Origin of the sequence: Candidatus Defluviilinea proxima (assembly GCA_016721115.1) — a bacterium.
In the GTDB taxonomy this organism is placed as follows: Bacteria; Chloroflexota; Anaerolineae; order Anaerolineales; family Villigracilaceae; genus Defluviilinea; species Defluviilinea proxima.
This window is the reverse complement of the sequence record JADKIW010000001.1, coordinates 1,569,191-1,595,615: the sequence shown is the minus strand read 5'-3', so window position 1 is coordinate 1,595,615 and position 26,425 is coordinate 1,569,191. Positions and strand designations below refer to the sequence as shown.

17 protein-coding genes and 1 pseudogene are annotated in these 26,425 nt (G+C 47.4%); 7 read left to right on the top strand and 11 right to left on the bottom strand.

Annotation, left to right across the window (positions count from 1 at the left end; genetic code table 11):
- Positions 1-8: 8 nt before the first annotated feature.
- Genes hemL through IPP66_07515 form a run of 3 tightly spaced genes read right to left on the bottom strand, consistent with a single transcriptional unit; the run spans position 9 to position 3,060 of the window.
- Entirely contained in the window at positions 9-1,298 is a 1,290-nt protein-coding gene (gene hemL, locus IPP66_07525; protein ID MBK9925127.1) for a glutamate-1-semialdehyde 2,1-aminomutase, read from the bottom strand.
- Positions 1,295-2,299, bottom strand: a complete 1,005-nt coding sequence (gene hemB, locus IPP66_07520) for a porphobilinogen synthase (GenBank protein ID MBK9925126.1) — start codon at positions 2,297-2,299, stop codon at positions 1,295-1,297. Before hemB ends, hemL begins: the two co-directional genes overlap by 4 nt.
- A gap of 17 nt (positions 2,300-2,316) precedes the next feature.
- A complete protein-coding gene (locus IPP66_07515) occupies positions 2,317-3,060 on the bottom strand; it encodes a uroporphyrinogen-III synthase (protein MBK9925125.1) in 744 nt (247 codons plus the stop codon).
- 203 nt (positions 3,061-3,263) lie between these two features.
- Here IPP66_07515 and IPP66_07510 point away from each other — a divergent pair, with 203 nt between their 5' ends.
- Positions 3,264-5,249 (top strand): alpha-glucuronidase, encoded by a 1,986-nt coding sequence (locus tag IPP66_07510; protein MBK9925124.1) that lies wholly within the window; start codon positions 3,264-3,266, stop codon positions 5,247-5,249.
- Between the two features lie 192 nt (positions 5,250-5,441).
- Here IPP66_07510 and gnd read toward each other — a convergent pair whose 3' ends face one another.
- Complete coding sequence (gene gnd / locus IPP66_07505) at positions 5,442-6,908, bottom strand: decarboxylating NADP(+)-dependent phosphogluconate dehydrogenase (GenBank protein ID MBK9925123.1); 1,467 nt, start codon at positions 6,906-6,908, stop codon at positions 5,442-5,444.
- Positions 6,909-7,232: 324 nt separating this feature from the next.
- On the opposite strand from gnd, the gene IPP66_07500 reads away from it, so the two are divergent.
- The 6 genes and pseudogenes from IPP66_07500 to IPP66_07475 all read left to right on the top strand — a co-directional run bounded on the left by IPP66_07500 (position 7,233) and on the right by IPP66_07475 (position 17,823).
- Positions 7,233-8,975 (top strand): PAS domain S-box protein, encoded by a 1,743-nt coding sequence (locus tag IPP66_07500; GenBank protein MBK9925122.1) that lies wholly within the window; start codon positions 7,233-7,235, stop codon positions 8,973-8,975.
- A gap of 2 nt (positions 8,976-8,977) precedes the next feature.
- Positions 8,978-9,457 (top strand): response regulator, encoded by a 480-nt coding sequence (locus IPP66_07495; GenBank protein ID MBK9925121.1) that lies wholly within the window; start codon positions 8,978-8,980, stop codon positions 9,455-9,457.
- Positions 9,450-15,023 (top strand): PAS domain S-box protein, encoded by a 5,574-nt coding sequence (locus tag IPP66_07490; protein ID MBK9925120.1) that lies wholly within the window; start codon positions 9,450-9,452, stop codon positions 15,021-15,023. Before IPP66_07495 ends, IPP66_07490 begins: the two co-directional genes overlap by 8 nt.
- The gene (locus IPP66_07485; GenBank protein MBK9925119.1) at positions 15,020-16,081 is read left to right on the top strand and encodes a response regulator; all 1,062 of its coding nucleotides are present in this window, start codon (positions 15,020-15,022) and stop codon (positions 16,079-16,081) included. The genes IPP66_07490 and IPP66_07485 overlap by 4 nt, the downstream gene beginning before the upstream one ends.
- Positions 16,078-16,728, top strand: a complete 651-nt coding sequence (locus tag IPP66_07480; GenBank protein MBK9925118.1) for a response regulator transcription factor — start codon at positions 16,078-16,080, stop codon at positions 16,726-16,728. Before IPP66_07485 ends, IPP66_07480 begins: the two co-directional genes overlap by 4 nt.
- A gap of 96 nt (positions 16,729-16,824) precedes the next feature.
- Positions 16,825-17,823: pseudogene (locus IPP66_07475) on the top strand (response regulator).
- Positions 17,824-17,951: 128 nt separating this feature from the next.
- On the opposite strand, the gene IPP66_07470 reads toward IPP66_07475, so the two are convergent.
- From IPP66_07470 to kdpF, 7 genes are read right to left on the bottom strand one after another with little or no spacing between them, the layout of a single operon-like run.
- Entirely contained in the window at positions 17,952-18,638 is a 687-nt protein-coding gene (locus IPP66_07470; GenBank protein MBK9925117.1) for a response regulator, read from the bottom strand.
- A 4-nt stretch (positions 18,639-18,642) separates the two neighbouring features.
- Positions 18,643-21,294, bottom strand: coding sequence for a sensor histidine kinase KdpD (locus IPP66_07465; GenBank protein MBK9925116.1), 2,652 nt, complete (start codon positions 21,292-21,294; stop codon positions 18,643-18,645).
- Positions 21,295-21,299: 5 nt separating this feature from the next.
- On the bottom strand, positions 21,300-21,872 hold the full coding sequence (gene kdpC / locus IPP66_07460) for a potassium-transporting ATPase subunit KdpC (protein ID MBK9925115.1): 573 nt from the start codon (positions 21,870-21,872) through the stop codon (positions 21,300-21,302).
- Positions 21,869-22,147: a hypothetical protein gene (locus IPP66_07455; GenBank protein ID MBK9925114.1), complete on the bottom strand. Its 279-nt coding sequence runs from the start codon at positions 22,145-22,147 to the stop codon at positions 21,869-21,871. The genes kdpC and IPP66_07455 overlap by 4 nt, the downstream gene beginning before the upstream one ends.
- Before the next feature lie 9 nt (positions 22,148-22,156).
- Positions 22,157-24,262: a potassium-transporting ATPase subunit KdpB gene (kdpB, locus tag IPP66_07450; protein MBK9925113.1), complete on the bottom strand. Its 2,106-nt coding sequence runs from the start codon at positions 24,260-24,262 to the stop codon at positions 22,157-22,159.
- Positions 24,263-24,273: 11 nt separating this feature from the next.
- Positions 24,274-26,022, bottom strand: coding sequence for a potassium-transporting ATPase subunit KdpA (gene kdpA / locus IPP66_07445; protein MBK9925112.1), 1,749 nt, complete (start codon positions 26,020-26,022; stop codon positions 24,274-24,276).
- Positions 26,019-26,111 carry a K(+)-transporting ATPase subunit F gene (gene kdpF / locus IPP66_07440; GenBank protein MBK9925111.1) on the bottom strand — a complete coding sequence of 31 codons (93 nt, stop codon included), beginning with the start codon at positions 26,109-26,111 and terminating at the stop codon, positions 26,019-26,021. The genes kdpA and kdpF overlap by 4 nt, the downstream gene beginning before the upstream one ends.
- Between the last annotated feature and the right edge of the window lie 314 nt (positions 26,112-26,425).

Sequence of the window (26,425 nt, the reverse complement as noted above, 5' to 3'; positions counted from 1 at the left end):
CACCTACATCAGGCTGTTAAAGCTTTTAACGATGATTCAACCGCCGCGGTGGTGGCGTCGATCACTTCCTCTGTGTGCGCAGTCGAAATGAACCCCGCCTCGAATTGTGACGGCGCAAGATAAACGCCGTTCTCCAACATCTTCTGGAAGAATTTTCCGAATCGCACTTTATCCGCCACTTTGACGGTGTTCCAATCCACGGGCTTTGTTTCGCTAAAGAACGTTGTGAACATCGTACCGACCCGTGTCTGTTGGATGGGAATCCCTGCTTTCTGCGCCGCGGACAAAACACCCGCCTCCAACCGACCCGCCGCCTGCTCCAGTTTCGACCAGACTTCATCTTCCTTGATCAGATCCAACGCCGCGATACCCGCGCTCATCGCAAGCGGATTGCCCGCCAGAGTCCCCGCTTGATACATCGGGCCAGCGGGCGCGACCATCTGCATAATTTCTTTCTTCCCGCCATACGCACCGACAGGGAGTCCCCCACCGATGACCTTGCCCAGCGTGGTCAGATCGGGTTTGATATTGTAAAGAGTCTGTGCGCCACCTTTGTGAACGCGGAAACCAGTCATCACTTCATCGAAGATCAGCAGACTACCTTCACGTTCGGTGATACTGCGCAAACCTTCCAAGAATCCAGCTTGAGGCGGGATGACGCCCATATTGCCAGCAACAGGTTCAACGATGATCGCCGCGATCTGGTCAGGATATTTTTTATACAACGCTTCCACTGATTCCAAGTTGTTGAAATCTGCCACCAGCGTGTCCATCACTGTGTTCGCAGGGACACCCGGCGAATCAGGCAAACCAAGCGTCGCAACGCCTGAACCTGCTTGCACCAACAACAAGTCCGCATGACCGTGATAACAACCATCGAACTTGATGATCTTATCCCTTTTGGTATACGCGCGCGCCAACCGCAACGCGGACATGGTTGCTTCTGTTCCCGAATTAACAAAACGGATCATCTCGATGTTGGGCAGGAAATCCATTACACATTTGGCCAGCTCCAACTCCAACGGACTCGGCGCGCCATATGATGTCCCTTTGACAGCCGCATCTTGAATGGCTTTCACAATATTGGGATGCGCGTGACCCGTGATGAGCGGCCCCCACGAAAGGACATAATCGATATAACAGTTGCCATCCACATCATAAAGATATGGGCCATCACCGCGTTTGATAAAGATGGGCTGTCCGCCCACAGCACGAAAGGCGCGTACTGGCGAATCCACGCCGCCGGGTAAAAGAGTTTGCGCTTCTCGAAAGAGAGCAATGGATTTTTCGATATTCATTTCAACCATCCTGCCGCATCGAGGGCGTGATAGGTGATGATCAAGTCCGCACCTGCGCGTTTCATCGCGGTCAATGTTTCAATCACCACTTTCTCTTCATCGATCCAGCCATTCGCCGCGGCGGCTTTGATCATCGCATACTCACCGCTCACGTTATAAGCAACCATCGGCAATTCAGGGTATGCATCCTTCACCACGCGGATCACATCCAAATACGCCAGCGCAGGTTTCACCATCAACATGTCCGCACCTTCCTCCACATCCAACGCGGCCTCACGCAACGCTTCACGCACATTCGCGGAGTCCATCTGGTGCGACTTTCTATCGCCAAACTTAGGCACACCCTCCGCCGCATCACGGAACGGCCCGTAAAACGACGAAGCATATTTCACTGCGTAAGACATGATCGGCAAATTCTCATACCCCGCGCCATCCAACCCATCGCGGATCGCCGCCACCATGCCATCCATCATGCCGCTCGGCGCAACCATATCCGCGCCACATTGCGCATGTGAAACCGCAACCTTTGCCAACACATCCAGCGTCGGGTCGTTCAACACATATCCATCAGGCAAGCTTTTCTGAAAATGCTCGCCCGTGTTCAAAATGCCGCAATGCCCGTGATCGGTATACTCACACAAACACACATCCGTCACCACCACCATCTCAGGTATCTCTTTCTTGATCGCCCGAATCGCCTGTTGGACAATTCCATCTTCCGAAAAATTCTCAACCCCGATCGGATCCTTCTCCTTGGGAATCCCAAACAAGATGACAGCGTTCACTCCCGCCTTTGCGGCTGTTTCAGCTTCCCGAACACTTTCCTCCACTGACAGTTGACTCACACCCGGCATCGAGCCGATCGCAGTTCGTCCCGTCCCATGTCGCACGAACAACGGATAAATAAAATCGCGTGCGTTCAATTCTGTCTCACGCACCATCGCGCGGATGGCTGGATTGGCGCGAAGCCTGCGCGGGCGTTGTATGATCTTTCTATTCATAAATTCTCCTGACATCTCTACCTGTTTAAGCTCTCAATAATTTTTATCAGTCCATCTGCTGTGTACTCATTTGCAATGACCAGTTTCGAGAAGCCTTCTTCTCTTGCGGCTTGCTCCGTAACGGGACCAATACATGCAAAGACGGGGTCATTCGGCAAATGTAACGGGTCAAGTCCGTTCTGTTTTACGATGGCACTAAAGTTCTGCACAGTGGACGCACTGGTAAATGTAACAACATCTACGCCTTGCTTCAATGCATCCAACCCATCAAGATCAGGTTGAGCGGGAAGCGTTTTGTATACAACGATCTCGTGAGGTACTCCACCCGCATGGAAGATCGCTTCGGGCAATTCCTTGCGGGCCATCTCTGCCCGAGGCAGTAAAACCCACTTGCCACGTAAGTCACCCAGTCCGGGCAATATCGCCTCAGCTACATACTCCTCAGGAATAAAATCAGGTTCAATATTATATTTTCGCAACGCGTCCGCCGTGCTCGGTCCAACCGCAGCGACTTTCACACCTTCATTTCCCTTTGATTTTGCCAATTCTCCGCTCAACGCGACAATATCCACTGCGTTCACAGAAGTAAACACAATCCACTCGTAACGATCCAGTTTGGACAATGCCCGTTCGAGCGCTACATTCTCTTCAATCGGATGAATCTCAATTACAGGGAAATAGATTGGCTCAAAGCCAGCGGTACGCAAGGCTTCGCCAAAAGATTCAGATTGAGCGCGAGGACGGGTTATGAGCACTTTCATTGTGATCCGTGGCCATTGCCAAGATTTCATTCACATCTTGACCTGGAGTATGGGAGCATTGTATCCAATGACAACGATTCCGTCACACATCCTTACAAGCTCAAATGTATTGGCTTCCGCGCTCACGAGAATGATGGTATCTTATTCTTTGTCGGTGTTCTACTGGCACAGGCTAGAAAAAAACTCAATCAAGGTTGATCATTATGATAAATGAAGACGGATACGACCTGTGGTTACGCTATCCAGAGGTGGATCATCCAGATCGGATCGCACAATATCGCGAGAATATCCAAAGTGTTGCTATTCTTGGCGAAAACAAAACGATCGATGCAATTCGTAACGAGATCAAGAGAGCGCTTCCCAACCTGCTGGGCAAACCCGTTCCCATTTCGACACAACCAACACCCCACTCATTAGTCATTGGCACTGTTGAACAATTGGGACTTCAAATTGAAGCTGACATAATAGGAAATGAAGGTTTTATCATTCAATCGGGAAATCAGGGAGTGGTAATCGCAGGCAATACCGAAATCGCATTACTGACAGGAACATTCCATTTTCTTCGTCTTATTCAAACACATCAAGACATTCGTGAATTGAATATTCTGGAACGCCCACGGATTCGTCATCGCATCCTTGCCCACTGGGATAATCTGGATGGCTCGATAGAACGAGGCTATGCGGGGCAATCCCTCTGGAACTGGGACAAACTGCCAGAATATATTGACCCTCGTTATTACGATTATGCACGTGCCTGTGCATCCATCGGCATCAATGGCCTTTGCATCAACAATGTTAATGCAAAGGCAGAAAGTTTAACGACGGACTATCTCATCAAAACAGCGGCTTTGGCAAATGTGTTCCGTCCGTATGGGATTCGGGTGCATCTTGCGCCTCTTTTTTCAGCGCCCATGCAACTGGGCGGGTTGCCCACAGCCGATCCGCGTGACCCGACGGTTATCGCATGGTGGAAAGATAAGGTGGATGAAATCTATCGTCTCATACCCGATTTCGGTGGCTTCCAAGTCAAAGCGAATTCAGAAGGACAGCCCGGCCCGCAAGATTATCGAGCGAATCACAACGATGGAGCGAATATGCTTGCCTCATGTCTGGAGCCATATGGAGGCATGGTCTTGTGGAGGGCATTTGTCTACGATACAAGCGTAGATACCGACAGAGCAAAATGTGGCTATCTGGAATTTTCTCCTTTGGACGGAAAGTTCAATTCCAACGTGATCGTGCAAGTGAAGAATGGTCCGATAGATTTTCAACCACGCGAGCCTTTTCACCCCCTTTTCGGTGCAATGGAAAAAACACCTCTTGCGCTCGAACTTCAAATTGCTCAGGAGTATCTGGGTCAGTCCATCCATTTGGTGTATTTGGCTGGTATGTGGAAAGAGATATTGGATTCAGATACCTTTGCAAAAGGCCCGGGTTCAACAGTTGCACAGATCACAGATGGTTCTGTGTATGGACAAGCCAACTCCTGCATCATCGCAGTTGCCAATACGGGATCAGACCGTAATTGGTGCGGCCACCATTTTTCCCAAGCCAACTGGTACGCTTTTGGCCGCCTTGCATGGGACCATACTCTCAGCGCAGAAAAAATCGCAGATGAATGGATCAGAGCAACATGGTCGAACGATCCGCAAATTGTAAACACACTAAAAAAGTTAATGCTTGAGTCGTGGCCTGCCTGCATCAATTACATGACCCCATTGGGATTACATCACATCATGCAGGAAGGGCATCATTACGGACCCGACCCTGCGTTCAACACCGCCCCTCGCAAAGATTGGAATTGCACATACTATCACCGCGCTGACGCCAAAGGCATTGGCTTTGATCGCAGCAGTACAGGCAGTCAAGCCACAAGCCAGTATCACAATCCCTTGCGCGAACAGTTTGACAAACTGGATACATGTCCTGAAAAATATTTATTATGGTTCCATCACGTCCCTTGGGATCATCGTTTAAAGTCCGGGCGAACTCTTTGGGAAGAGATGCAATATCACTATCAAGATGGTGTTACCTTCACTGAAGAGTTGTATAAGATCTGGCAGGGTTTAAAAAATCATATTGATCCCCAACGCTACGACCATGTGCTCAAGCGACTGGATCAACAGCGGGAGAATGCCCATCTATGGCAGGATGTGTGCATTAAATATTTCAGTCAATTTACAGACTAAATGAATCGCACTGGTATTTGCGTCGCATCACACGCTTCAAAAGCGGACCTTCATCCTGTTTCCCACAAAACAGCCTTATCTCCACTGTATTCTTTATAAAATAGCGCCGGGATGATTGATGTCCCGGCGCCATATCGTTGAAGAAAAACTGTCTACGGCTGATTCAGCCATCCCGTAGTTTGAAGCGAGAGATTATTCCTGTTTCCAAACAGTGGAAGTCACATCGCCGCCATGACCAGTCCAGTTGGTATGGAAATATTCACCACGCGGCTTGTCGATGCGTTGATATGTGTGGGCGCCGAAGTAATCCCGTTGGGCTTGCAAAAGATTGGCAGGCAGGGACGCATTGCGATACCCATCAAAGAATGCGAGCGCACTGGACATGGTCGGGACCGGGATGCCCTGACGGACCGCCTCGGCCACCACGCGCCGCCAGGCGGCCTGTGCTGAAATAATCTGATCTTTGAAATAAGGATCAAGCAGAAGGTTGGGAAGCTCGGGGTTGTTATCGAAGGCTTCTTTGATCTTGCCGAGGAAAGCAGAGCGGATGATACAACCACCACGCCACATCAAGGCGATGCCACCGTAATTAAGATTCCAGTTGTATTCCTTTGCGGCCGCTCGAAAGAGCATGTAACCCTGAGTATAGGATATGAGTTTGGATGCGTAGAGAGCTTCTTGCAAGTCGTTGAGGAAGGCTTGCTTGTCACTCGTGATGGCGGGCTTGGGACCGGAAAGCACCTTGGAAGCGGCCACGCGCTCATCTTTCAACGCAGACAAGGCACGAGCAAACACAGCTTCAACCACAAGGGTGAGTGGAACGCCCATATCGAGAGCAGAGATGCCCGTCCATTTGCCGGTCCCTTTTTGTTCAGCGGCATCCAAAATTTTGTTGACGATCGGCTGGCCGTCATCGTCTTTATAGCCTAGAATGTCACGTGTGATCTCGATCAAATAGGAATCCAGTTTGCCTTTGTTCCATTCTGTGAAGACAGGCTGCATTTCGGCGGGGGTCATGCCCAAGCCATCGCGCATCAGGTGATAGGCTTCGCTGATGAGTTGCATGTCGCCGTATTCGATGCCGTTATGCACCATCTTAACGTAGTGCCCAGCACCATCTTCACCTACCCAGTCACAACAAGGATCTTCCCCGCCATCCGGGCGCGCCACCTTGGCGGCCACAGACTGAAAGATGGGTTTAACATGTGGCCAAGCCGCGGCTGAACCACCCGGCATAATGGATGGGCCAAAGCGTGCGCCTTCTTCGCCTCCCGACACACCTGTGCCGATGAAGAGCAAGCCTTTGGATTCAAGGTACGATGTGCGGCGGATACTATCGTTGTAGTTCGAGTTGCCGCCGTCAATAATGATGTCACCCGGCTCGAGGAGAGGGATCAACGTTTCGATGAAATCATCCACGGCTTTACCTGCCTGCACCATCAACATTACACGACGGGGAGCTTTGAGTGTGTTGACAAGTTCTTCCACTGAATGTGTACCGATAACCTGCGTCCCTTTGGCACCGCTTTCCAGAAATTTGTCCACTTTGGAGGTGGTGCGGTTGAAAACGGCTACCGTGTAACCGTGGTCATTCATGTTCAAGACCAGATTCTGGCCCATAACGGCCAGGCCTATCAGGCCAATATCAGCTTTGCTCATATGTGAGTTTCCTTTTTTCTTTTGATTTATAAAATTCTTCAAACGCATATTTTGCGTATTATGAACCATGAAAAGTGACTATTTCAGCACTCAAAGTGACATATTCGACGTCTCTTTTCTTACAACATCACCCAACAGCATGGATATGTCAATTGTAAGCGCATTCGTCGGTTCTTCGAGGACTTACGCTGTCTCTTGGTAGGGATTTCCCCCATTTTCGTTTCCAGTAATGCAGATGAGAATCTCTTATTGTGGCTGTTTTTTTTTGTTCGCACAGTTATGGATGGCCCCATCAATTGCAATTTGGGGACATGGAGTTAACGCATGAAAAAAGATCCTACATCTATTCTGATTTCGACAAATCTTAATGGTGCAATCAGAATAACGGGCATTTACCTGACTGCGGGCATATTGTGGATATTGTTCTCCGATCGGCTTGTGGCAAAGACGATCACGAATCCCATCCTACTCACAGAGGTCAGCATTTACAAGGGATGGGGATATGTGTTGATCACTGCTCTGTTTCTATATTGGATGATTCAAAGTCATGGCAATGAAGTAAGCAAAGTAAACTTTAAATTCCATGAAGCTGAAAATAAGTATCAGGAATTTCTTGAGCAGGCATCTGACGGGGTTTTTGTTTCAAACGTAAACGGGCAAATCACGTTTGCAAACAAGCAAGCCAGTAAGCTGACCGGGTATTCTACAGTTGAATTACTAGATATGACCCTTCAGGATCTTTTCGCACCTGAGGAATCATCAAAAAGCATCCGATATCTTGATGAACTCCTTGAAAAAAAAGAGCTTATCTTTGAGAGCATTCTTAAGCAAAAAGATGAAGCAAGAGTTATATGTGAATTCAGCGCCAGGTTTCAAAACGGGAGTTCCCTTGCAATAGTTCGTGACATTACTGACCGTAAAGTATCCGAGAATGCATTATTAAGAAGCGAAAAACGTTATCGTTCCCTGTTCGAAAATATGAACAACGGCTTCACACGTTGCCAAATGGTTTACGACCAAGACGGAAAGCCTGTTGATTTTATTTATCTGGAAGTAAATAATGCATTCAAAGAGATGACAGGCTTGCAAAACATGATTGGCAAACGTGCTACAGAAGTAATACCAGGAATCTCAGACACGAACCCGGAGTTATTTGAAATTTATAGCAAAGTGTCATCGACAGGCGTACCCAGGAGATTTGAAAGTTTCATCCCAAATCTTGGTTCGGGAATTTGGTTCGAAATAACTGCTTATAGTACAGAAACGGACTTTTTCGCGACTGTACTTAACGTTATTACTGAACGGAAGAAAATAGAAGATGATATTCGTCGCCTAAACAATGAATTGGAACAACGCGTCATGGAACGGACCTCTCAACTTGAAGCCGCCAACAAGGAATTGGAAGCCTTCTCCTATTCTGTATCCCATGACTTGCGTACACCACTCCGTGCAATTGATGGCTTTACCCGCATTCTTGTAGAAGATTACGAACCATTGCTAGATAATGAAGGTAAACGCATATGCGGTGTTATCAGCAGGGAAACCATCCGTATGGGAAAGTTGATCGATGACCTTCTGACCTTCTCGCGGCTAAGTCGCGCTGAAATACATCTTGTTGAAATCGATATGCTGAAACAGGCGAAAACTGTTTTCCAGGATCTCACTCAAAATACCACAAGAGAACATATAGAATTTCATACCGAAGCATTACCTTCTGCGTTAGGCGATTCTTCTCTCATGCGACAAGTATGGGTTAATCTTCTTTCCAACGCCATCAAGTTCTCATCCAAGAGAGAACGCCCTATTATCCGCGTGGAATCAACTCAAAATGAAGATGAAGTGGTGTATTGTATTCATGATAATGGCGCAGGTTTCGACATGACGTACGCAGACAAATTATTTTCCGTGTTTCAGCGATTACATGGAGAAAGTGAATTTGAAGGAACAGGCGTAGGGCTGGCAATTGTCCAACGTACAATTCAGAAGCACGGTGGTCGCGTGTGGGCAGATAGTAAGGTAAATGAAGGTGCAACCTTCTATTTTTCTCTACCAAAGAAACGAGTTTGATCATGGATAAAGTTGACCCGGTTGAAATTTTGCTTGTCGAGGATAATCCTCGCGACGCTGAGCTAACGATCCGCGCACTGAAAAAGAACAATCTAGCCAACCACCTTGTGCATGTACAAGATGGCATAGATGCATTGGATTTTCTATTCGCTAAAGGGGAATATGAGGGTAGAACCGGCCATAATCTTCCCAAAGTAGTTTTGCTGGACCTGAAGTTGCCGAAACTGAATGGACTTGAAGTATTGCGCATCCTCCGACAAGATGTCCGGACTTGCACTCTTGCCATAGTAGTTATCACATCCTCCGCAGAGGACCCTGACATTAAGAGCGCATATGAACTGGGAGCGAACAGCTATGTTATCAAGCCGGTTAATTTTGATAGTTTTTTAGAGGCAATGGGCCATCTCGGAGTTTACTGGCTTTTGGTAAACAAGCCTCTAAAAGTAAGGCCAATTACAAACGGTAAGGAAATGTATGAATAATCGAATTCACATACTGATCGTTGAAGATCAATTAAGCGATTTTGAACTGGCACAACGAGCTATTAGCGAAAGTTTGAAAAACTGCGTATTTCTGCGCGTGGAAACCCAAAGCGACTTCCTAAACGCCCTCAAAACTTTCCAACCCGATGTGATTCTTTCTGATTATGCATTGCCCAAGTTCGATGGCATGAAAGCGCTAAGACTTTGTCTGGAAGAGGCACCTCTTACCCCATTTATCATTTGGACAGGTTCTACGCGCGAGGATATTGCCGTGGAATGTATAAAATCAGGGGCAAGTGACTACGTCATCAAAGATCACATCAAGCGACTGGGCCCAGCCATTGTCCGCGCCATAGACGAAAGAAATTTACTCCTTGAACGAAAACAAGCAGAAGATGCAATTCACGCCCAAGAAAAACGTTTCCGTGCTCTTATTGAAAATAGTTTAGATAGCATTTCCATATTATCAGAGGATGGCACTTTATTATGGGAGAATCCAGCGGTTAAACGAAACCTGGGATATGCCCAAGACATGTTCGTTAACCGTAACATCTTTGAGTTGATGCATCCGGATGATATCCATTGGATTCAAAAAAAGTTCGATGGTCTTCTTAAAAGAGTGAGAGGGTATGAAAACGGCGTTTTTCGCTTACTACATCAGGACGGATCATGGCGCTGGATCGAAGCAGTTGCGACAAACTTATTGGATGATCCAAACGTACACGGCATTGTCGTCAATTACCACGACATCACTGAGCGCAGGCAATCGGAAATCGAACTTCAAGAAAAAAATGACGATCTTGCGGTGATCAACATTATCAATGATGCTGTGATAAAAGGTGACGACCTCGAAACGATTATGAATTTATTCGCAGAAGAAACGAAACGCCTTTTCTCCTGCAGTGGCTGCAGTCTTTACACGCTCAATCACAATGAAACTTCCGTTATCATGCAATATAGTCTACTGTACCCAGATATAAGCAAAAAGATCGAGCATTTGCTTGGGCAAACCATACCACTAGTACAAATTCCATTAAGAGAAGGCGGAGTTTTTCATAAAGTTTTGAAAGAACAAACAGGAATGATCCTTAATGATTCAAAAGTAATCATGGACTGGATGGATGAATTTGTTGAAACTGATTATATCCATCCAATGGTAAAAGGCTCAATTCGCAAACTCATCCCGCAAATATATAAAATATTAAACATAACATCAGTTATGGCGATCCCCCTCGTTGCCAATGGTAAAACCATGGGTATCCTAAGTGTATCCAGTCCAATTCTGTTTACCAAGAATGAATTGAAGAGAATTGAGAATATTGGCAAGCAATTGAATTCTGCCATTCAATATCGCCGGGCCAATGACCGGATACAAAGGTCTGAAAAGTTTTTACAGAACGTTCAAGATTCACTTTCCGCAAGTATCGCCATCCTGGACAAGACCGGTGTTATTGTACGTATTAACTCAGCCTGGAGAAAGTTTGGCGATCAAAATGGACTGACAAGCCAAGAATATGGGCTTGGATTAAATTACCTTGATATCTGCGCTTCTGCAACCGGACCGTACGCTGAAGAGTCAGAGCAAGTCGCCAAAACTATTCGTGATGCGATCGACGGAAAAATATCAAATGCACAAATTGAATACCCTTGTCATAGCCCTGAGGAAAGGCGATGGTTTATCCTCAAAATCACGACCTTCAAGGAAGAAGATCAAGTATGGGTAGTACTAGCGCACGAGAATATTACCGATCGAAAATTAGCAGAAGAGGCGATCAGCGAAACCAGCGAACAGTTCAAAACTTTGTTTGAAGCTTCGCCTGAAGCTGTTACGTTAATTGACCCACAGGGCGATTGGCCGATTTTGGATTGTAATGAACTGGCTTGTACAATGAACGGATATAAGCGTGAAGAGTTGATCGGCCAATCCATCAATATACTCAACCTGTCACAGGGAGAGGGAACTGAACGCGCTGATTATATTGAAAGGATCCGGCAAGAGGGTATTCTGCGTTACGAAACATTCCATCGCCATAAAGATGGGCATATTTTCCCTGTTGAGGTATCTACATCTCTCATTACACTGGGAGGACGGGCAGTAGTTCTCGGCATTGACCGGGATATTACAGAGCGAAAAAATGCTGAAAAGTTAATATTAGAATCCGAGGAACGCTTCCGTCAATTAGCAGAGAATATTCAGGAAGTATTCTGGATGACCGACGCCATCTCCAATGAGGATATTTATATTAGCCCCGTATCACAAAAGATCTGGGGATACTCACAAAACCAAATGACAAGCAACCCAAGCTTGTTCCTTCAAACCGTTTTTGAAAAAGACCGCCCTGCTGTTTCACAGGCAATAAAAGAACAAAGAAGCGGAATAAAAACAGAAATGGAATATCGCATCGTACGATCTGACGGTGCAATTCGCTGGATATGGGACCGAGCCTTTCCGATCTTTGACGACAATGGCAGGGTTATACGTGTTGCGGGAGTAGCGGCGGATATTACAGAGCGAAAACGGGCCGAGGAAGCTTTACGGCAGAGCGAAGATCGTTACCGGCAATTACTCCTTACTGCACCCGTAGGGGTGGGTGTTCACGTTGATGGAAAACTAGTGTTTGTTAACGAGGCTGCCGCAAAAATTATTGGCGCAAAATCTCCTAAAGATTTGATTGGGATGTCTGCGCTAGATTTCGTTCCTATTGATGAACGAAAGGATACCGTTGAAGCGCTACAACATATGCTTGCTGGTGATGAAAATTGGTACCCTCGTGAAGAACGTCTCATCCGCCCTGATGGTTCTATTATCAATGTTGAAGTGACTGCTACTGCACTTACGTATATGGGCAGGCAAGCCATTCAAGTAATCGTTCAAGATATTACTGAACGAAAACGTGCTCAAAAGGAGATTGAACGTTATCTTGCTGAAATGCAGGCACTTTATGAAAATGGTCTGGCGGTTGGGCAGTTATTATCGCCACGCGATATCGGTGAGCGCGTCATCAAAACATTCTCCAATTACCTTTCCTGGCATCATGTCACTATCCGCTTGTTGAAACAAGGGAGCGACGAACTGGAACTTGTAGCTTTTAGTTTGCCAGATATGCTCAAAGACGAAAACGACAAAGTGGAACAAGTTTTTTCGAGCCAAGTCAAGAAAGTAGGAGAAGGTTTAAGTGGTTGGGTAGTGGAAACAGGCAGGCCCATTCGTACAGGCAACGTCCGTAAATACCCACAGTATGTAGGCACATATGAAGGTATAAACTCCGGTCTATATATGCCCCTCAAGGCTGGTGACAAAATCATTGGCGTGATCAGCGTTGAGAGCGAAGAGCAAAATGCATTTAACGCAGAGGATGAACGTCTATTGGCTACCTTGTCTAACCAGGCTTCCATCGCTTTCGAAAATGCTCGTTTGTATCACTCTGCGCAACGAATGTTAGAAGAACGCAATCTGGTAGAGAAAGCTTTGCGCGCCAGTGAAACCCATTACCGTGAGCTTGCAGACAGCATCACTGATGTGTTCTTTGAATTGAACCGCGAACTTCGTTTTAGTTATTGGAATAAGGCATCTGAAGCTTTAACTGGCGTTACATCAATAAATGCAATAGGGAAAACCATGAATGAGGTATTTGGCCAGAGCGCCGAGCAGATGCGCATTGAAAAAATATATGAAAAAGTTTTGCAGGATATGAAACCTCAAGTGTTTGAGACGACATTCGTTTTACATGGAGTGAAGAGATCCTTTGAGACCACTGCCTATCCATCTTCGCATGGTGTATCGGTTGTAGCGAAAGATGTGACAGAACGAAAAAGAGCTGAAACTATTTTACAAAAACGTTTCGAGTTGATGGAATTTTCAGCCCATCATTCATTAAGCGACCTGATGCAAAAAACAACCGATGAGGTCGGTGACTTAACCAACAGCGAAATTGCCTTTTTCCATTTTATCGGGCCAGATGAGATCACGCTTTCTGCGCGAACATGGTCAACCAAGGCAATGGAGTTTTTCCGTACATCTGTCAGCGAAGACGGGCATGATTTGTTGGATCAAACCGGGGCTTGGGCTGAAGCGATTCATCGGCGCCAGCCGATCATCCAAAACGATTTAAAGTCCCTGCCAAATCAGAAAGGAGAGACGGAAGCACCTGTTGAGATATTACGAGAGATCGTGATTCCCATCATTCGTGACGAGAAAGTCCTGGCTATCATGGGAATAGCTAACAAGCCAGAAGAGTATACACAGCAGGACCTGGAGACAGCAGAACGCTTTGCGGATCATGCCTGGGATATTGCGGAACGAAAGCAAATGGAGGCCATACTTGCCGAGGAACGCAACCAACTGGCAAAACGCGTAGAAGACCGGACTGCGGAACTTATTAAAGCAAACTCCAACCTGGCCCGCGCCCTGCGAGTGAAGGATGAATTCCTTGCTAATATGAGTCATGAATTGCGTACCCCGCTTAATGCCATTCTAGGTCTCTCGGAAAGTCTGGCAGAAAAGATTGCTGGTCCGCTCAACGATAAGCAATTGAAATATATAACCACGATCAGCGAAAGTGGACATCATTTACTATCATTGATCAATGACATTCTTGATCTAGCAAAAATCGAAGCCGGTCAAATTACACTTGATGTTACTAAAGTGAACATCAATGAAATCTGTCAGGCCAGCCTGCGCATGGTCAAGCAATTGGCTCAGAAAAAAAATCAAGAGATTAGCCTAAATGTGGAAAGTACTGTAGGATTGATATGGGCAGATGAACGGCGATTGAAGCAAATGATCGTCAACCTCCTGAGCAATGCGGTCAAGTTCACCCCAGAAAACGGTCAATTGGGCTTGGATGTTCACGGAAATGAAGAGTTGGGAATAGTTGAAATTTCTGTCTGGGATAATGGCATTGGTATTCAGAATGTTGACCTTCCACGGCTATTTCAACCTTTCGTACAATTGGATTCAGGCCTTGCTCGTGAAAGCACCGGTACCGGTCTTGGCCTAGCATTGGTCTCACAGATGGCACGCCTCCATGGCGGAAGCGTAAAAGTGACCAGCGATGTTGGAAAGGGGAGCCGCTTTACCATAACATTGCCGTGGGAATCGGCTACCATCCAAAATACGATCGAGAAACTGCAAACAACAGGTAAACTCTGGCTCAAAGCGGCTGCTTATAAAAACAAAAAAAGAATTCTCGTAATAGAAGATACCACCGATGTGGTTATGATGATACAGGATTATCTTGAAACCGCAGGATATGATGTAACAATCGCTCAAGATGGCGTTGAAGGGATCAATCAAGCTAAAATTATCATCCCTGATCTTATTTTGATGGACGTCCAAATGCCACGTATGGACGGTATTGAAACGACCAAGAAGCTCAGAGCCGATCCAAGATTCAAATACGTCCCCATTATTGCCCTTACCGCCCTTGCCATGCCAAGCGATCGCGAACGCTGTATAGAAGCTGGTATGAATGAATATATGAGCAAGCCTGTAAACTTGCGAGCACTCGTCAAGACCATCCAAAAATGCATTGCAATTGGAGAGGAGAAAACCAGACCCGTATGAGCACAATATTGATCGTTGACGATGATATAACTGCGCGAGAGACTCTGGTTGCCATGTTAGATGGCAATGACTATGAAATTCACATAGCAAAAGATGGCTTCCAGGCTCTCAAACTCCTCGAAACTCTTCAGACCGATTTGGTCCTTCTGGATATAATGATGCCTGGGATGGATGGTTATGAAGTGTGCCGTCGTATACGAGCCATTCAAAAAGTTGCTGAAGTGCCCATCATTATCCTTACCGCTCTGGATGACCGCAACTCATTGCTAAGAGGAATCGAATCAGGCGCCGATGACTTCCTAACAAAACCGATTGATCGCCATGAACTTGTGGCACGTGTTCGTACCATTCTCCGCTTGAATCGGTATCACAATCTGGTTGAACAACGTGAAAACATACGCAAAATGGCAGAGAGAGTCGTTACTGCCCAGGAACAGGAACGTCAAAATATTTCCCGTGAATTGCACGATGACCTTGGACAAGCGCTAACGATGCACATGATTACCCTGCGTAATTTGCAAAATGGCTTACCGGTCTCACCACAAGAGATGACGGAGAAATTACAAGTTTTACACAACCAGATCTTTGAAATTTTCGGGAAGGTTAAGGGGCTTGCTCATGACTTACGTCCCCCTTCATTAGATACGCTGGGGGTAAGAACAGCCATGTATAATTATTGCATTGAGTTCACACGCACCACCGGTATACCAGTAGCTTTTGAAGCAGACGAGGATTTTCCTTCTCTTCCCGATATCTACAACATAACGCTTTACCGTGTACTACAAGAAACATTAACCAACGTTGCCAAGCACGCGAATGCCAATCAGGTATGGGCCGATTTGACCGTGGAAGATAAAACGATCAACTTGACCGTCCAGGATAATGGACAAGGGTTCAAAATGGAAAACTCATCAACAGGTATCGGCTTGACAGGCTTGCGAGAAAGGTTAACTTTGATAGGAGGCAAGTTCAATATCAGCTCTAGTCCGGTTCGCGGCACGATCATATTGGCGCAATTTACTATTCCAGAAACAGAAAAACTTCCAGAGTCATTATGATCAGAATTGTCATCGCAGAAGACCACCTTATGGTCCGTGCAGGAATCCGCGCGCTCCTTGAACAAGCCGGTGATATGCACGTCGTGGGAGAGGCATCCAATGGACAGGAAGCCATGGAAATTGTGCAGGAATTAAAGCCAGATGTTTTGATCGTGGACATTATGATGTCTCAAATGAATGGGATTCAAGCGGCGGCAAACATTCATAAGCAAAAACTCCCCACCCACATTATGATCCTCTCCATGTATGATGATGCCAGTCTTGTACACCAGGCATTACAAAGCGGGGCAAGAGGATATGTGCTAAAGTCATCAGTGAGCGATGAATTGCTACATGCTGTTCGAGCCGTTGCAAATGGACAGACCTATCTTAGCCAGCCAATTTCTGAAATTATCATTGAGAGCATCGTAAAGCCACAGGACGGTCAGCCCAGCGACCTCTTATCCACCCTCTCCCCTCGCGAAAAGCAAATTTTACAGCTAATAGCCGAAGAACATATAAGCAGCGAAATAGCCAAAATGCTTTTCATCAGTGAAAAAACTGTTGAAAAACATCGGGCCAAGTTAATGGAAAAGCTAAATGTTCGCAATATTGCGGGCTTGGTTCGCATGGCTGTTAAATTTAGGCTTGTTGACCGCGAGCAATAATGGGGGTTTTCCTGTATATACACCCAATCTTTGAATGGGTATGATTCTCTATGATCGTACTTTTAGCATGGACAAGAAAGGAACAAAGCTGTGACTAGTACAATCTTGATCGTCGATGATGAATTTTCCGGGAGACAAACTCTCGAATCTGTGCTGGAGGGGGATGGATACAATATCGCGATGGCTGAAAATGGAATGCAAGCACTGCAAATGGTGAAAATAACCCAGCCAGACGTAATCCTTCTAGACGTTATGATGCCAGGTATGACAGGGTTTGAAGTTTGTCAAAAGATACGCAGTGACCCTGAGATAGCTGAAATTCCCATCATTGTTCTCACTGCATTAGATGATAGAGACTCTTTGTTAAACGCTTTAAAGGCAGGCGCTGATGATTTCATCACCAAACCTTTTGACCGTTACGAATTAAGGGCACGGCTTATCGGTATTACAAAACTTAATCGCTACCAAAAGCTTCTTCAGGAACGGGCAAATATTCAAGATGCCCATGCACGTCTTATGAAAGCTTATGAAGCGACCATCACCGGCTGGTCACATGCCATGGACTTACGTGACAGGGAAACAGAAGGACACAGTCAACGTGTAACAGAGCTCACAGTTAAACTTGCAAAAGCATTTGGAATGGATGAAAGTGAGATTGTGCATGTTCAACGCGGCGCTCTTCTTCACGATATGGGGAAATTAGGTGTACCAGATCACATACTATACAAACAAGGTTCTCTGGACGATGAAGAATGGTCGATCATGAGAAAGCATCCCCAATTCGCCTACGAGATGCTCTACCCGGTCGAATACTTAAGGCCAGCATTGGATATCCCCTACTGCCATCATGAAAAATGGGATGGCACTGGTTACCCTCGAGGGTTGCGAGGAGAGGAGATTCCAGTCTCAGCCCGCCTCTTTGCCGTAGCTGACGTTTGGGACGCACTAACATCTGACCGCCCCTATCGTCCGGCTTGGTCCCGCGAAAAAGCAATAACCTATATAAAGGATCAAGCTGGTAAACACTTCGATCCCAAAGTTGTGGATATTTTCATCAAACACATAGAGAGTGATGTAAATCCTGCAACTAGCTAAGTGGCTTCCGAAACTATAGCCATACAGATGTAGACGAAAAGCACCCCTTACAACCAATACAAACCACATTCTATGGTTTGTATTGGAGAGCGAAATTCTATTTTCCTTTTGACGACATTCTTATTTGTTCACACCCGAATTCGGTACCCTACCCCCGACTCTGTGACCAGGTAATGCGGACGTGATGGATCAGTTTCTATTTTGCGCCGCAGGTTACTGATGTTGACTCTGAGTAAATGCATTTCGCTTTCATAGGCTGTCCCCCAAACCTGTCTCAGTAATTGACGATGCGTAAGTACTTTACCTGCATTTTGCATCAACAAGCGTAAAATGTCGTATTCGGTTGGGGTTAAGGAAATTTCTTTTTCACTGACCATAACCAAACGATGGGACAGGTCCATTTTGAGGCTATCCACTTGCAGAATGGGCTCATCGGATTTATTTGCCAAGCGACGCATTACAACACGCATGCGCGCCATAAGTTCACCAGTGCCGAAGGGTTTGGTAAGGTAATCGTCTGCGCCTGCATCGAGGGCGGCAATCTTATCGTTTTCAGCTTCGCGGACAGAGAGGATGATGATCGGCGTCTGTGACCATTCACGCAGGCGGCGTGTGACTTCGATGCCATCCAAGTCGGGGAGACCTAAATCAAGAATGATGATATCTGGGCGGTGATTGAGAACTGCGGTTAAAGCTTCTTCCCCATTCGTTGCTTCGTAGACGGTGAAGCCTTGCGCGGTCAGTGCAGTACGCAAATAACGGCGAATGGCATTTTCGTCGTCTACAACCAACACACGTTGACCGGCATCACTCATCAGTTCATTCCTTTCTCGTTAATGGTAACTCAATTGTGATGATCGTTCCGCCTCCAGTGCGTGCCCGCGCATAAATACGACCTTGATGGATCTCGACGATGCCCTTGCTGATGGAAAGTCCCAGCCCCGTGCCGCTGACGCTTTCAGGGCGTTGGACTCGGTAGAATTTGTCGAAGATGCGCACAAGGTCCTCGGACGGAATGCCAACCCCTCGGTCCGCAATTTGGAGGCGTGCTATTTCATCCGATAGATTGGCAGAGACTTCGATCAACGAATCTTTAGGCGAATACTTGACCGCGTTTTCCAATACGTTGACCAACACCTGTACGATCAATGTGAAGTCCATAGGTACGAGCGGGAAATCGTTTGGGACATCCACCTGCACTTTGTGATTCGCAATGCGATTGCCAAGTTGCTCAAGCGCTGTGCCAACAACATCTTGAATATCGCCGGGGTCGAGGTGCAGTTTAATGGCACCACTTTCGATCCGCGTCATTGAAAGCAAATTACCCACGAGACGATTCAAGCGTTCCGCTTCTTCACGGGCAGTGACAATGAGACTCTTGCGATATTCCTCTTTCAGCGAATCAGATTGTTCATCAAGGCTCGTGAGCGCACCCGTGATGGAAACCAACGGCGTGCGCAGATCATGCGAGATGGAGTTAAGCAGAGCCGTCTGTAATTTTTCAGTGACCTGCAGGAGTTCAGCATGTTGGGCTTGCTCGGCAAGGCTGGCACGCTCAATGGCAAGCGCCGATTGATTAGCAAACGCTACAAGCGTTAACCGTTGTTCAGATGTTAGAAAATTTGCCTTGTCTTGTGAATGAATACCAAGCACACCTACAATCCCATTCGAGGTTTTTAAAGGATGACAACGCAAGGATGCGGCTGGCAACGTATCTGTGCCACGACCGGCAGGTTGGTTATGTTCAAAGGCCCAGGTAGCTACAGCCAATTCATTTTCATCAGGCTGATAATTGGGTGAAGTTGCGAAGACGTGCACTTGATCCCCTTCAGGCAGGAAGATGGCGACTTCACGTCCAAACCCCTGACTGATCTGGGAAATAATAATATTCGCTACTTGATGTAAATCGGTGGCAGAGGTTAGGTCACGGCTCAGATCATAGAGGGCTGAAGTTTGTTTTTCGCGCAACATGGCGGCTTCAGCCTGTTCGCGGACACGGGCAGTGAGAGAACTGACCAACAAGCTGATGAGAAAGAGGGCAATAAATGTGATGAAGTATTGTGTATCACTGACTGCAAATGTCAAGTATGGAGGGACAAGAAAAAAATCGAACGCCAGTACTCCAGCAATGGCAGAAAGCAACGATGGTCCGCGCCCGAGAAATACAGCCGAGATGACTGTTGAAACCAAGTACAACATGACAAGATTGGCTGGTTCAAGGTTCCCACGAATGGACATACCCAACATGGTCGATATCAATACCAAACCAAGCGCCAGCACATACCGTCCTGCCGGGCTATGCGGTTGCCACTCTTTTGGCAACATGGGGCTGGATGGCCCTTCACGTGCGCTGATAACATACACATCAATATCACCGCTGGCATAAATCAGTTGATCAACAATGGAACCTTTCCATAATTCCTGCCAACGCGGCTTGAGTGGCTTACCCACCACAACCTTAGTGATGTTATTTTTATGTGCATACTCAAGCACGGCTTCTTGAATGGAACTACCGGCAATGGTGAGAGATTTAGCCCCCAACTCCTCCGCCAGTTGCAAAATGCGACCGATGCGTTCGCGATTGGCCGGGTCATTCTCAGGTTTGGATGTGATCTCTACATACACAGCAAACCATTCAGCTTTGAGTTCATCTGCCAACCTGCGTGTGGTACGAACCAACTTCTCGGCCAGCGGACTCGGGCTGATACAAACTAATAAGCGTTCCCCTGCGGCCCACGGGCCAGAGATGGCACGCGTCTGCATGTACGAACGCATTTGGTTATCCACACGTTCGGCCGCGCGACGCAAAGACATCTCGCGTAACGCTGTCAGATTCCCTTTGCGAAAAAATTGACCGATGGCGCGGCTGGCTTGCTCTGGAATGTAAACCTTGCCCTCTTTCAGGCGCACCATCAACTCATCAGGAGGCAGGTCAATAACTTCGATCTCCGATGCTTCATCGATCACACGGTCAGGGATCGTCTCGCGCACGATCACATTGGTCACTTGCGCAACAATGTCGTTCAAACTTTCGAGATGCTGAATGTTGAGCGTGGTGTATACGTCGATACCTGCATCAAGAATTTCATCAACATCCATATATCGTTTTGGATGACGTGAGCCCGGCGCATTGGTGTGTGCAAACTCATCTACCAAAACAATGGCTGGATGGCGCGCCAACACCGCGTCCACATCCAACTCGGGCAGGTCTACGCCGCGATATTTCACTTGCTGACGCGGCAAAATTTCCAAGCCGTTTACAAGCTGTTCAGTTTCTGCACGCTTGTGCGTTTCAACATACCCCACCACAACATCAATGCCTTGCGCCTTGCGTTGATGCGCAGCTTCAAGCATGGCGAAAGTCTTACCCACACCCGCGGCATACCCCAAAAATATTTTGAGTTTGCCGCGATTGGGTTCTTCGGCTTGAATATGTTTTAATAACTCATCAGGGTCAGGGCGTTGTTCCATTAAATTTATTGTATCTCATCCAAAGCCAGGTTTAATTGCAGGACATTGACTCGCGGTTCGCCTAAAAATCCAAATTGACGTCCCTGCGTATATTGTTCCACCAAGGATCTGGCATCCGCCTCGCTCAAGCCGCGAGCTGTTGCCACACGATGAACTTGATACATCGCTGACGCCACGCTGATGTGCGGATCGAGTCCACTCGCAGATGAAGTAACCAGGTCAACAGGGATCGGAAGCGTGTTGTCTGGGTCCGCAACTTGCAAGGCGTTGATGCGCTCTGTTACAGAGGAGATCAAAGCTTCGTTGGCTGGACCAAAATTAGATCCAGAAGAAGATGCGGCGTTATACGGTTCAGAAGATGTCGCGGAGGGACGTCCCCAAAAGTATTTGGGGTCATCGAATTGTTGCCCGATCAATTCAGAGCCATAAACTTTGCCACCTACAACAATGAGACTTCCATTGGCTTGATGTGGAAAATCGATCTGAGCAATACCTGTCACAGCAAGAGGATAGATCACGCCAGTGAGAATGGTCAGTAAAGCAAAAATGGTGAGAGCCGGTCGAAGTTGTGTGTTCATAGATTGAATAATCCTGCAGAGAAACCGAAGAGCCAGAAAATGGAAATAAGGAAAACCCACGGGCGAAGGTTAAGAGGCACGTTGAAGGCATTAGGGATCAGAGCCGCAGCGTTCCATGCTATTGTTGAGAGCAAACCAAATACTTTCAAGGGGCGGCGAATGAATCGGATAAACCTTCCTTGTGTTCTTGTGTTGTATCCATAAAGGACAATGGTGATGTAGGCATTATCTTCTTCACAGGAAGATAATTCATGTGGTGGTGTTACAGTGATCATTTGAATCTCCTATGCCAGTCCGAATGAGACCAATATCATGTCGATCAATTTGATACCAATGAACGGCGCGATGATGCCACCGAGGCCGTAGATCAGTAGGTTGTCGCGCAAGAGCTGTGCCGCACCCACTGCTCGATATGGCACGCCGCGCAACGCCAGTGGGATCAAAGCAATGATGATGAGCGCATTGAAGATCACGGCAGAGAGGATCGCGCTTTCAGGCGTGGCAAGATGCATAAAGTTCAACGCACCAAGCACGGGGTAGGTGGAAGCGAACGCGGCAGGGATGATGGCAAAATATTTCGCTACGTCGTTGGCAATGCTGAACGTGGTCAACGCACCGCGTGTCATTAAGAGTTGTTTGCCGATCTCCACGATCTCAATTAACTTTGTGGGGTTGCTATCAAGGTCGATCATGTTGGCGGCTTCACGCGCGGGCTGTGTGCCTGTATTCATCGCCACAGCGACATCGGCTTGTGCAAGCGCTGGTGCATCGTTGGTGCCGTCACCAGTCATCGCCACAAGTTTCCCGCCGGTCTGATGTTCGCGGATGAGCTTTAATTTTGCTTCAGGTGTAGCCTGTGCAAGGAAATCATCAACGCCAGCCTCGGCCGCAATCGCCGCCGCAGTCAACGGGTTATCGCCTGTGATCATCACGGTCTTAATACCCATCTTGCGCAGTTGCGCAAAACGTTCTTTGATGCCGCCCTTAACAATATCCTTGAGGTGAATGACGCCCAACGCCTTATTATTTTTTGTCACGATCAATGGCGTACCACCCATCCGTGCGATGGTATCCACCGACGGCTTCAGGTCGGGCGGTAACTGGTTCCCATTGAACGATTGCACTAATGCCAACATCGTATCAGGCGCGCCTTTGCGAATGGATGTGCCATCGAAATCGACTCCGCTCATGCGTGTTTGCGCCGTGAATGGGATGAAGTGCATGCCATCGGGCGTTTCATCACTGGACCCCATGGTTCGTCCGCGCAAACCAAACTTCTCCTTGGCAAGTACAACGATGGAACGACCTTCGGGCGTTTCATCAGCAAGCGAGGCGAGTTGGGCACCTTCAGCCAACTCATAAGCATTGACACCGTTCACGGGGATAAAATCCACCGCCTGACGATTCCCCAACGTGATCGTGCCGGTCTTATCAAGCAACAAAACGTCAACATCACCTGCGGCTTCCACAGCTCGCCCAGACATCGCGATCACATTACGCTGGATCATACGATCCATACCAGCAATACCAATAGCAGAAAGCAAGCCGCCAATCGTTGTGGGGATCAAACACACCAACAATGCGATCAACACCGTGATCGTGATTGCAGTCCCACTGCCTGCGGCGGTCACGCTATATAACGAGTATGGCAATAACGTGGCACATACAATCAAAAAGATGATCGTGAAACCCGCCAACAAAATATTGAGCGCGATCTCATTCGGGGTCTTCTGACGCTTTGCACCTTCAACCATGCTGATCATGCGATCCAGAAATCCCTGACCGGGATCCGCACTCACACGCACGATCAACCAATCGGATAACAACCGCGTCCCTCCTGTGACAGCGGAACGATCGCCGCCCGCCTCACGCACAACGGGAGCTGATTCGCCGGTAACAGCGCTTTCATCCACTGACGCAATCCCCGCTACGATCTCTCCATCTGCCGGGAGAATATCGCCAGATTCAACGAGATACAGATCATTCTTTCTTAGTGCTGTGGAGGAAACCAGTTGATGCTCAACTTTAGAACTATCAATTTTTTCAGCCTTTGAGGTGATCTTCTTGGCTGGGGTATCCTGTCGTGCTTTACGCAAGGACTCAGCCTGTGCCTTCCCACGCCCCTCGGCTACCGCCTCAGAGAAATTTGCAAACAGGACAGTAAACCATAACCATAACGCAATGGCACCGATAAATCCTGTTGGCGCTTCACCGGCTCCGAGCAAGGCCTGGGCCCACAAAGCGGTGGCTAGCACACTCCCCACTTCCACCACGAACATAACCGGGTTACGGACCATTGCACGAGGATCAAGCTTTCTGAAAGATTCTGTGATCGCGCGTTGATAGATCTCGCGACGATAGGGAGATTGTTTTTTAATTTGAGTATTCATTGATAAATATCCTAATGACCAAAGACCATCAAATGCTCGACAATCGGCCCCAACGCCAAGGCCGGGATAAAGCTCAGTGCACCGACGATCATGATGACACCGATCAACCAGGCAATGAACAGCGGAGTATGTGTCGGTAAGGTGCCAACACTTGCAGGGATTTTTTTCTTTTGCGCAAGTGAGCCTGCAATCGCCAACACCGGAATGATCAACCAATAGCGGGCAAAGAACATGCAAATGCCAAGCGCCGTGTTATAGAACGGAGTATTGGCCCCCAAGCCAGCAAACGCTGATCCATTGTTGTTCGCCGCAGAGGAGAAGGCATACAACACTTCACTAAATCCATGTGGGCCACCCGTGTTCCAAATCGTGGCGAGCCCAGCCGGGGCGATAAGTGCAATCGCCGTGCCAACTTTCGCCAGCAAGATGGGGATCAAAAGTATCAGCGATGCCATTTTCATTTCAAATGCTTCGATCTTTTTTCCCATATATTCAGGTGTGCGTCCCACCATCAACCCAGAGATGAACACTGCCACAATGACAAATCCCAGCATTCCATATAGGCCTGAGCCAACACCGCCGAAGATGATCTCGCCCAACTGGATCATGAAGAGTGGGACCAATCCACCAAGCGGCATGAATGAATCATGCATTGAGTTGACCGAGCCATTGGAAGCGGCAGTGGTTGCCGTTGCCCATAGCGCAGAGTTAACAACGCCGAAGCGGGTTTCTTTTCCCTCCATGTTGCCGCCTGGGTTTATATCGGTTTGGGTTTGGTCCACTCCCAACTTTGTGAAGGCCGGGTTACCGCCTTGCTCGGACCAGATCGCCAAGCCTAAAAATGCCACGAAGATGATGGTCATCACCGTCAACAACGCCCAACCCTGACGCGTATCCCCAACCATTTTGCCAAACGTGTAACACAACGCGGCAGGGATCAAGAGAATAGATAGCATCTCAATAAAATTTGAGAACGGAGTTGAGTTTTCAAACGGATGCGCAGAGTTGACATTGAAGAAGCCGCCGCCGTTGGTGCCTAATTGTTTGATCGCTACTTGCGAAGCGGCGGGTCCCATTGCCAGTACTTGTTCGGTCACAGCCTTACCGTTCGCATCGGTCGTCGATTGAAGCAATCCCACTGTTTGATATGGACTAAAGGTTTGCACAACACCTTGTGAGACAAGCACAAGCGCGACTACAAGAGAAAGCGGTATCAAAATGTAAAGAGTCGTACGGGTCAAATCCACCCAAAAGTTACCGATGCCTTTGGTCGTATGCCTAACAATTCCGCGAATCAGTGCAACCAATACTGTCATGCCGGTTGCCGCAGAGACAAAGTTTTGTACAGTTAAGCCCAGCATTTGGGTGAGATAATTCATGGTCGTCTCGCCAGCATAGCCCTGCCAATTGGTGTTTGTCGCAAAACTGACAGCGGTATTCCATGAAGAATCAGGGGACACTGCGCCCAGTCCCTGCGGATTAAATGGCAGAGTTCCTTGAAGCCGTTGCAAAAGATAAACGAAGATCAAGCCAAGCGCATTGAACAGCATCACGGCAACAGCATATGTCTTCCAATTCATATCATCTGTTGGATTCACTCCCGACACGCGATATATGAATCTTTCAGATGCCATCAGCACCCGGTCCAGGAATGTATGCTCACCCTGATAGACCTTCGCCATAAATGAGCCAAGTGGTTTTGCCAGGAATAGCAAAATCACGATATAGAAGATAATTTGAAACCAGCTATACATATTCATCCGAACCACTCCGGTTTCAATAAAGCTAATACAAGATAAACGAATAAGGTCAGGGTGATGATTCCCGTGACTACATAAAAGATATTCACGACTTATCCTCCATGAGTTGCTCACAGACCCTGATCAACCCAGCACTAAGGGCAAAAAACAGTATTGTCAGTCCTACATAGATCAAATCATTCATTTGTGCCTCCAATTGGACCAAGTGTAGGCATTTAGCAGTCAAAACAGGGACAAGGAAACAGGTTCAAACATCAAGAAAGTATCAAGATTTAAAAATCTACGCCCTGTCGTAGAGACAGGGCGTAGAAAATGTGACGTACTCATGTATTGGGATTAGAGCAATTGCTCATATGCTAGTTTCCGCATGTCTAACATCAACCATCTATGAGGCGGTTAGTTT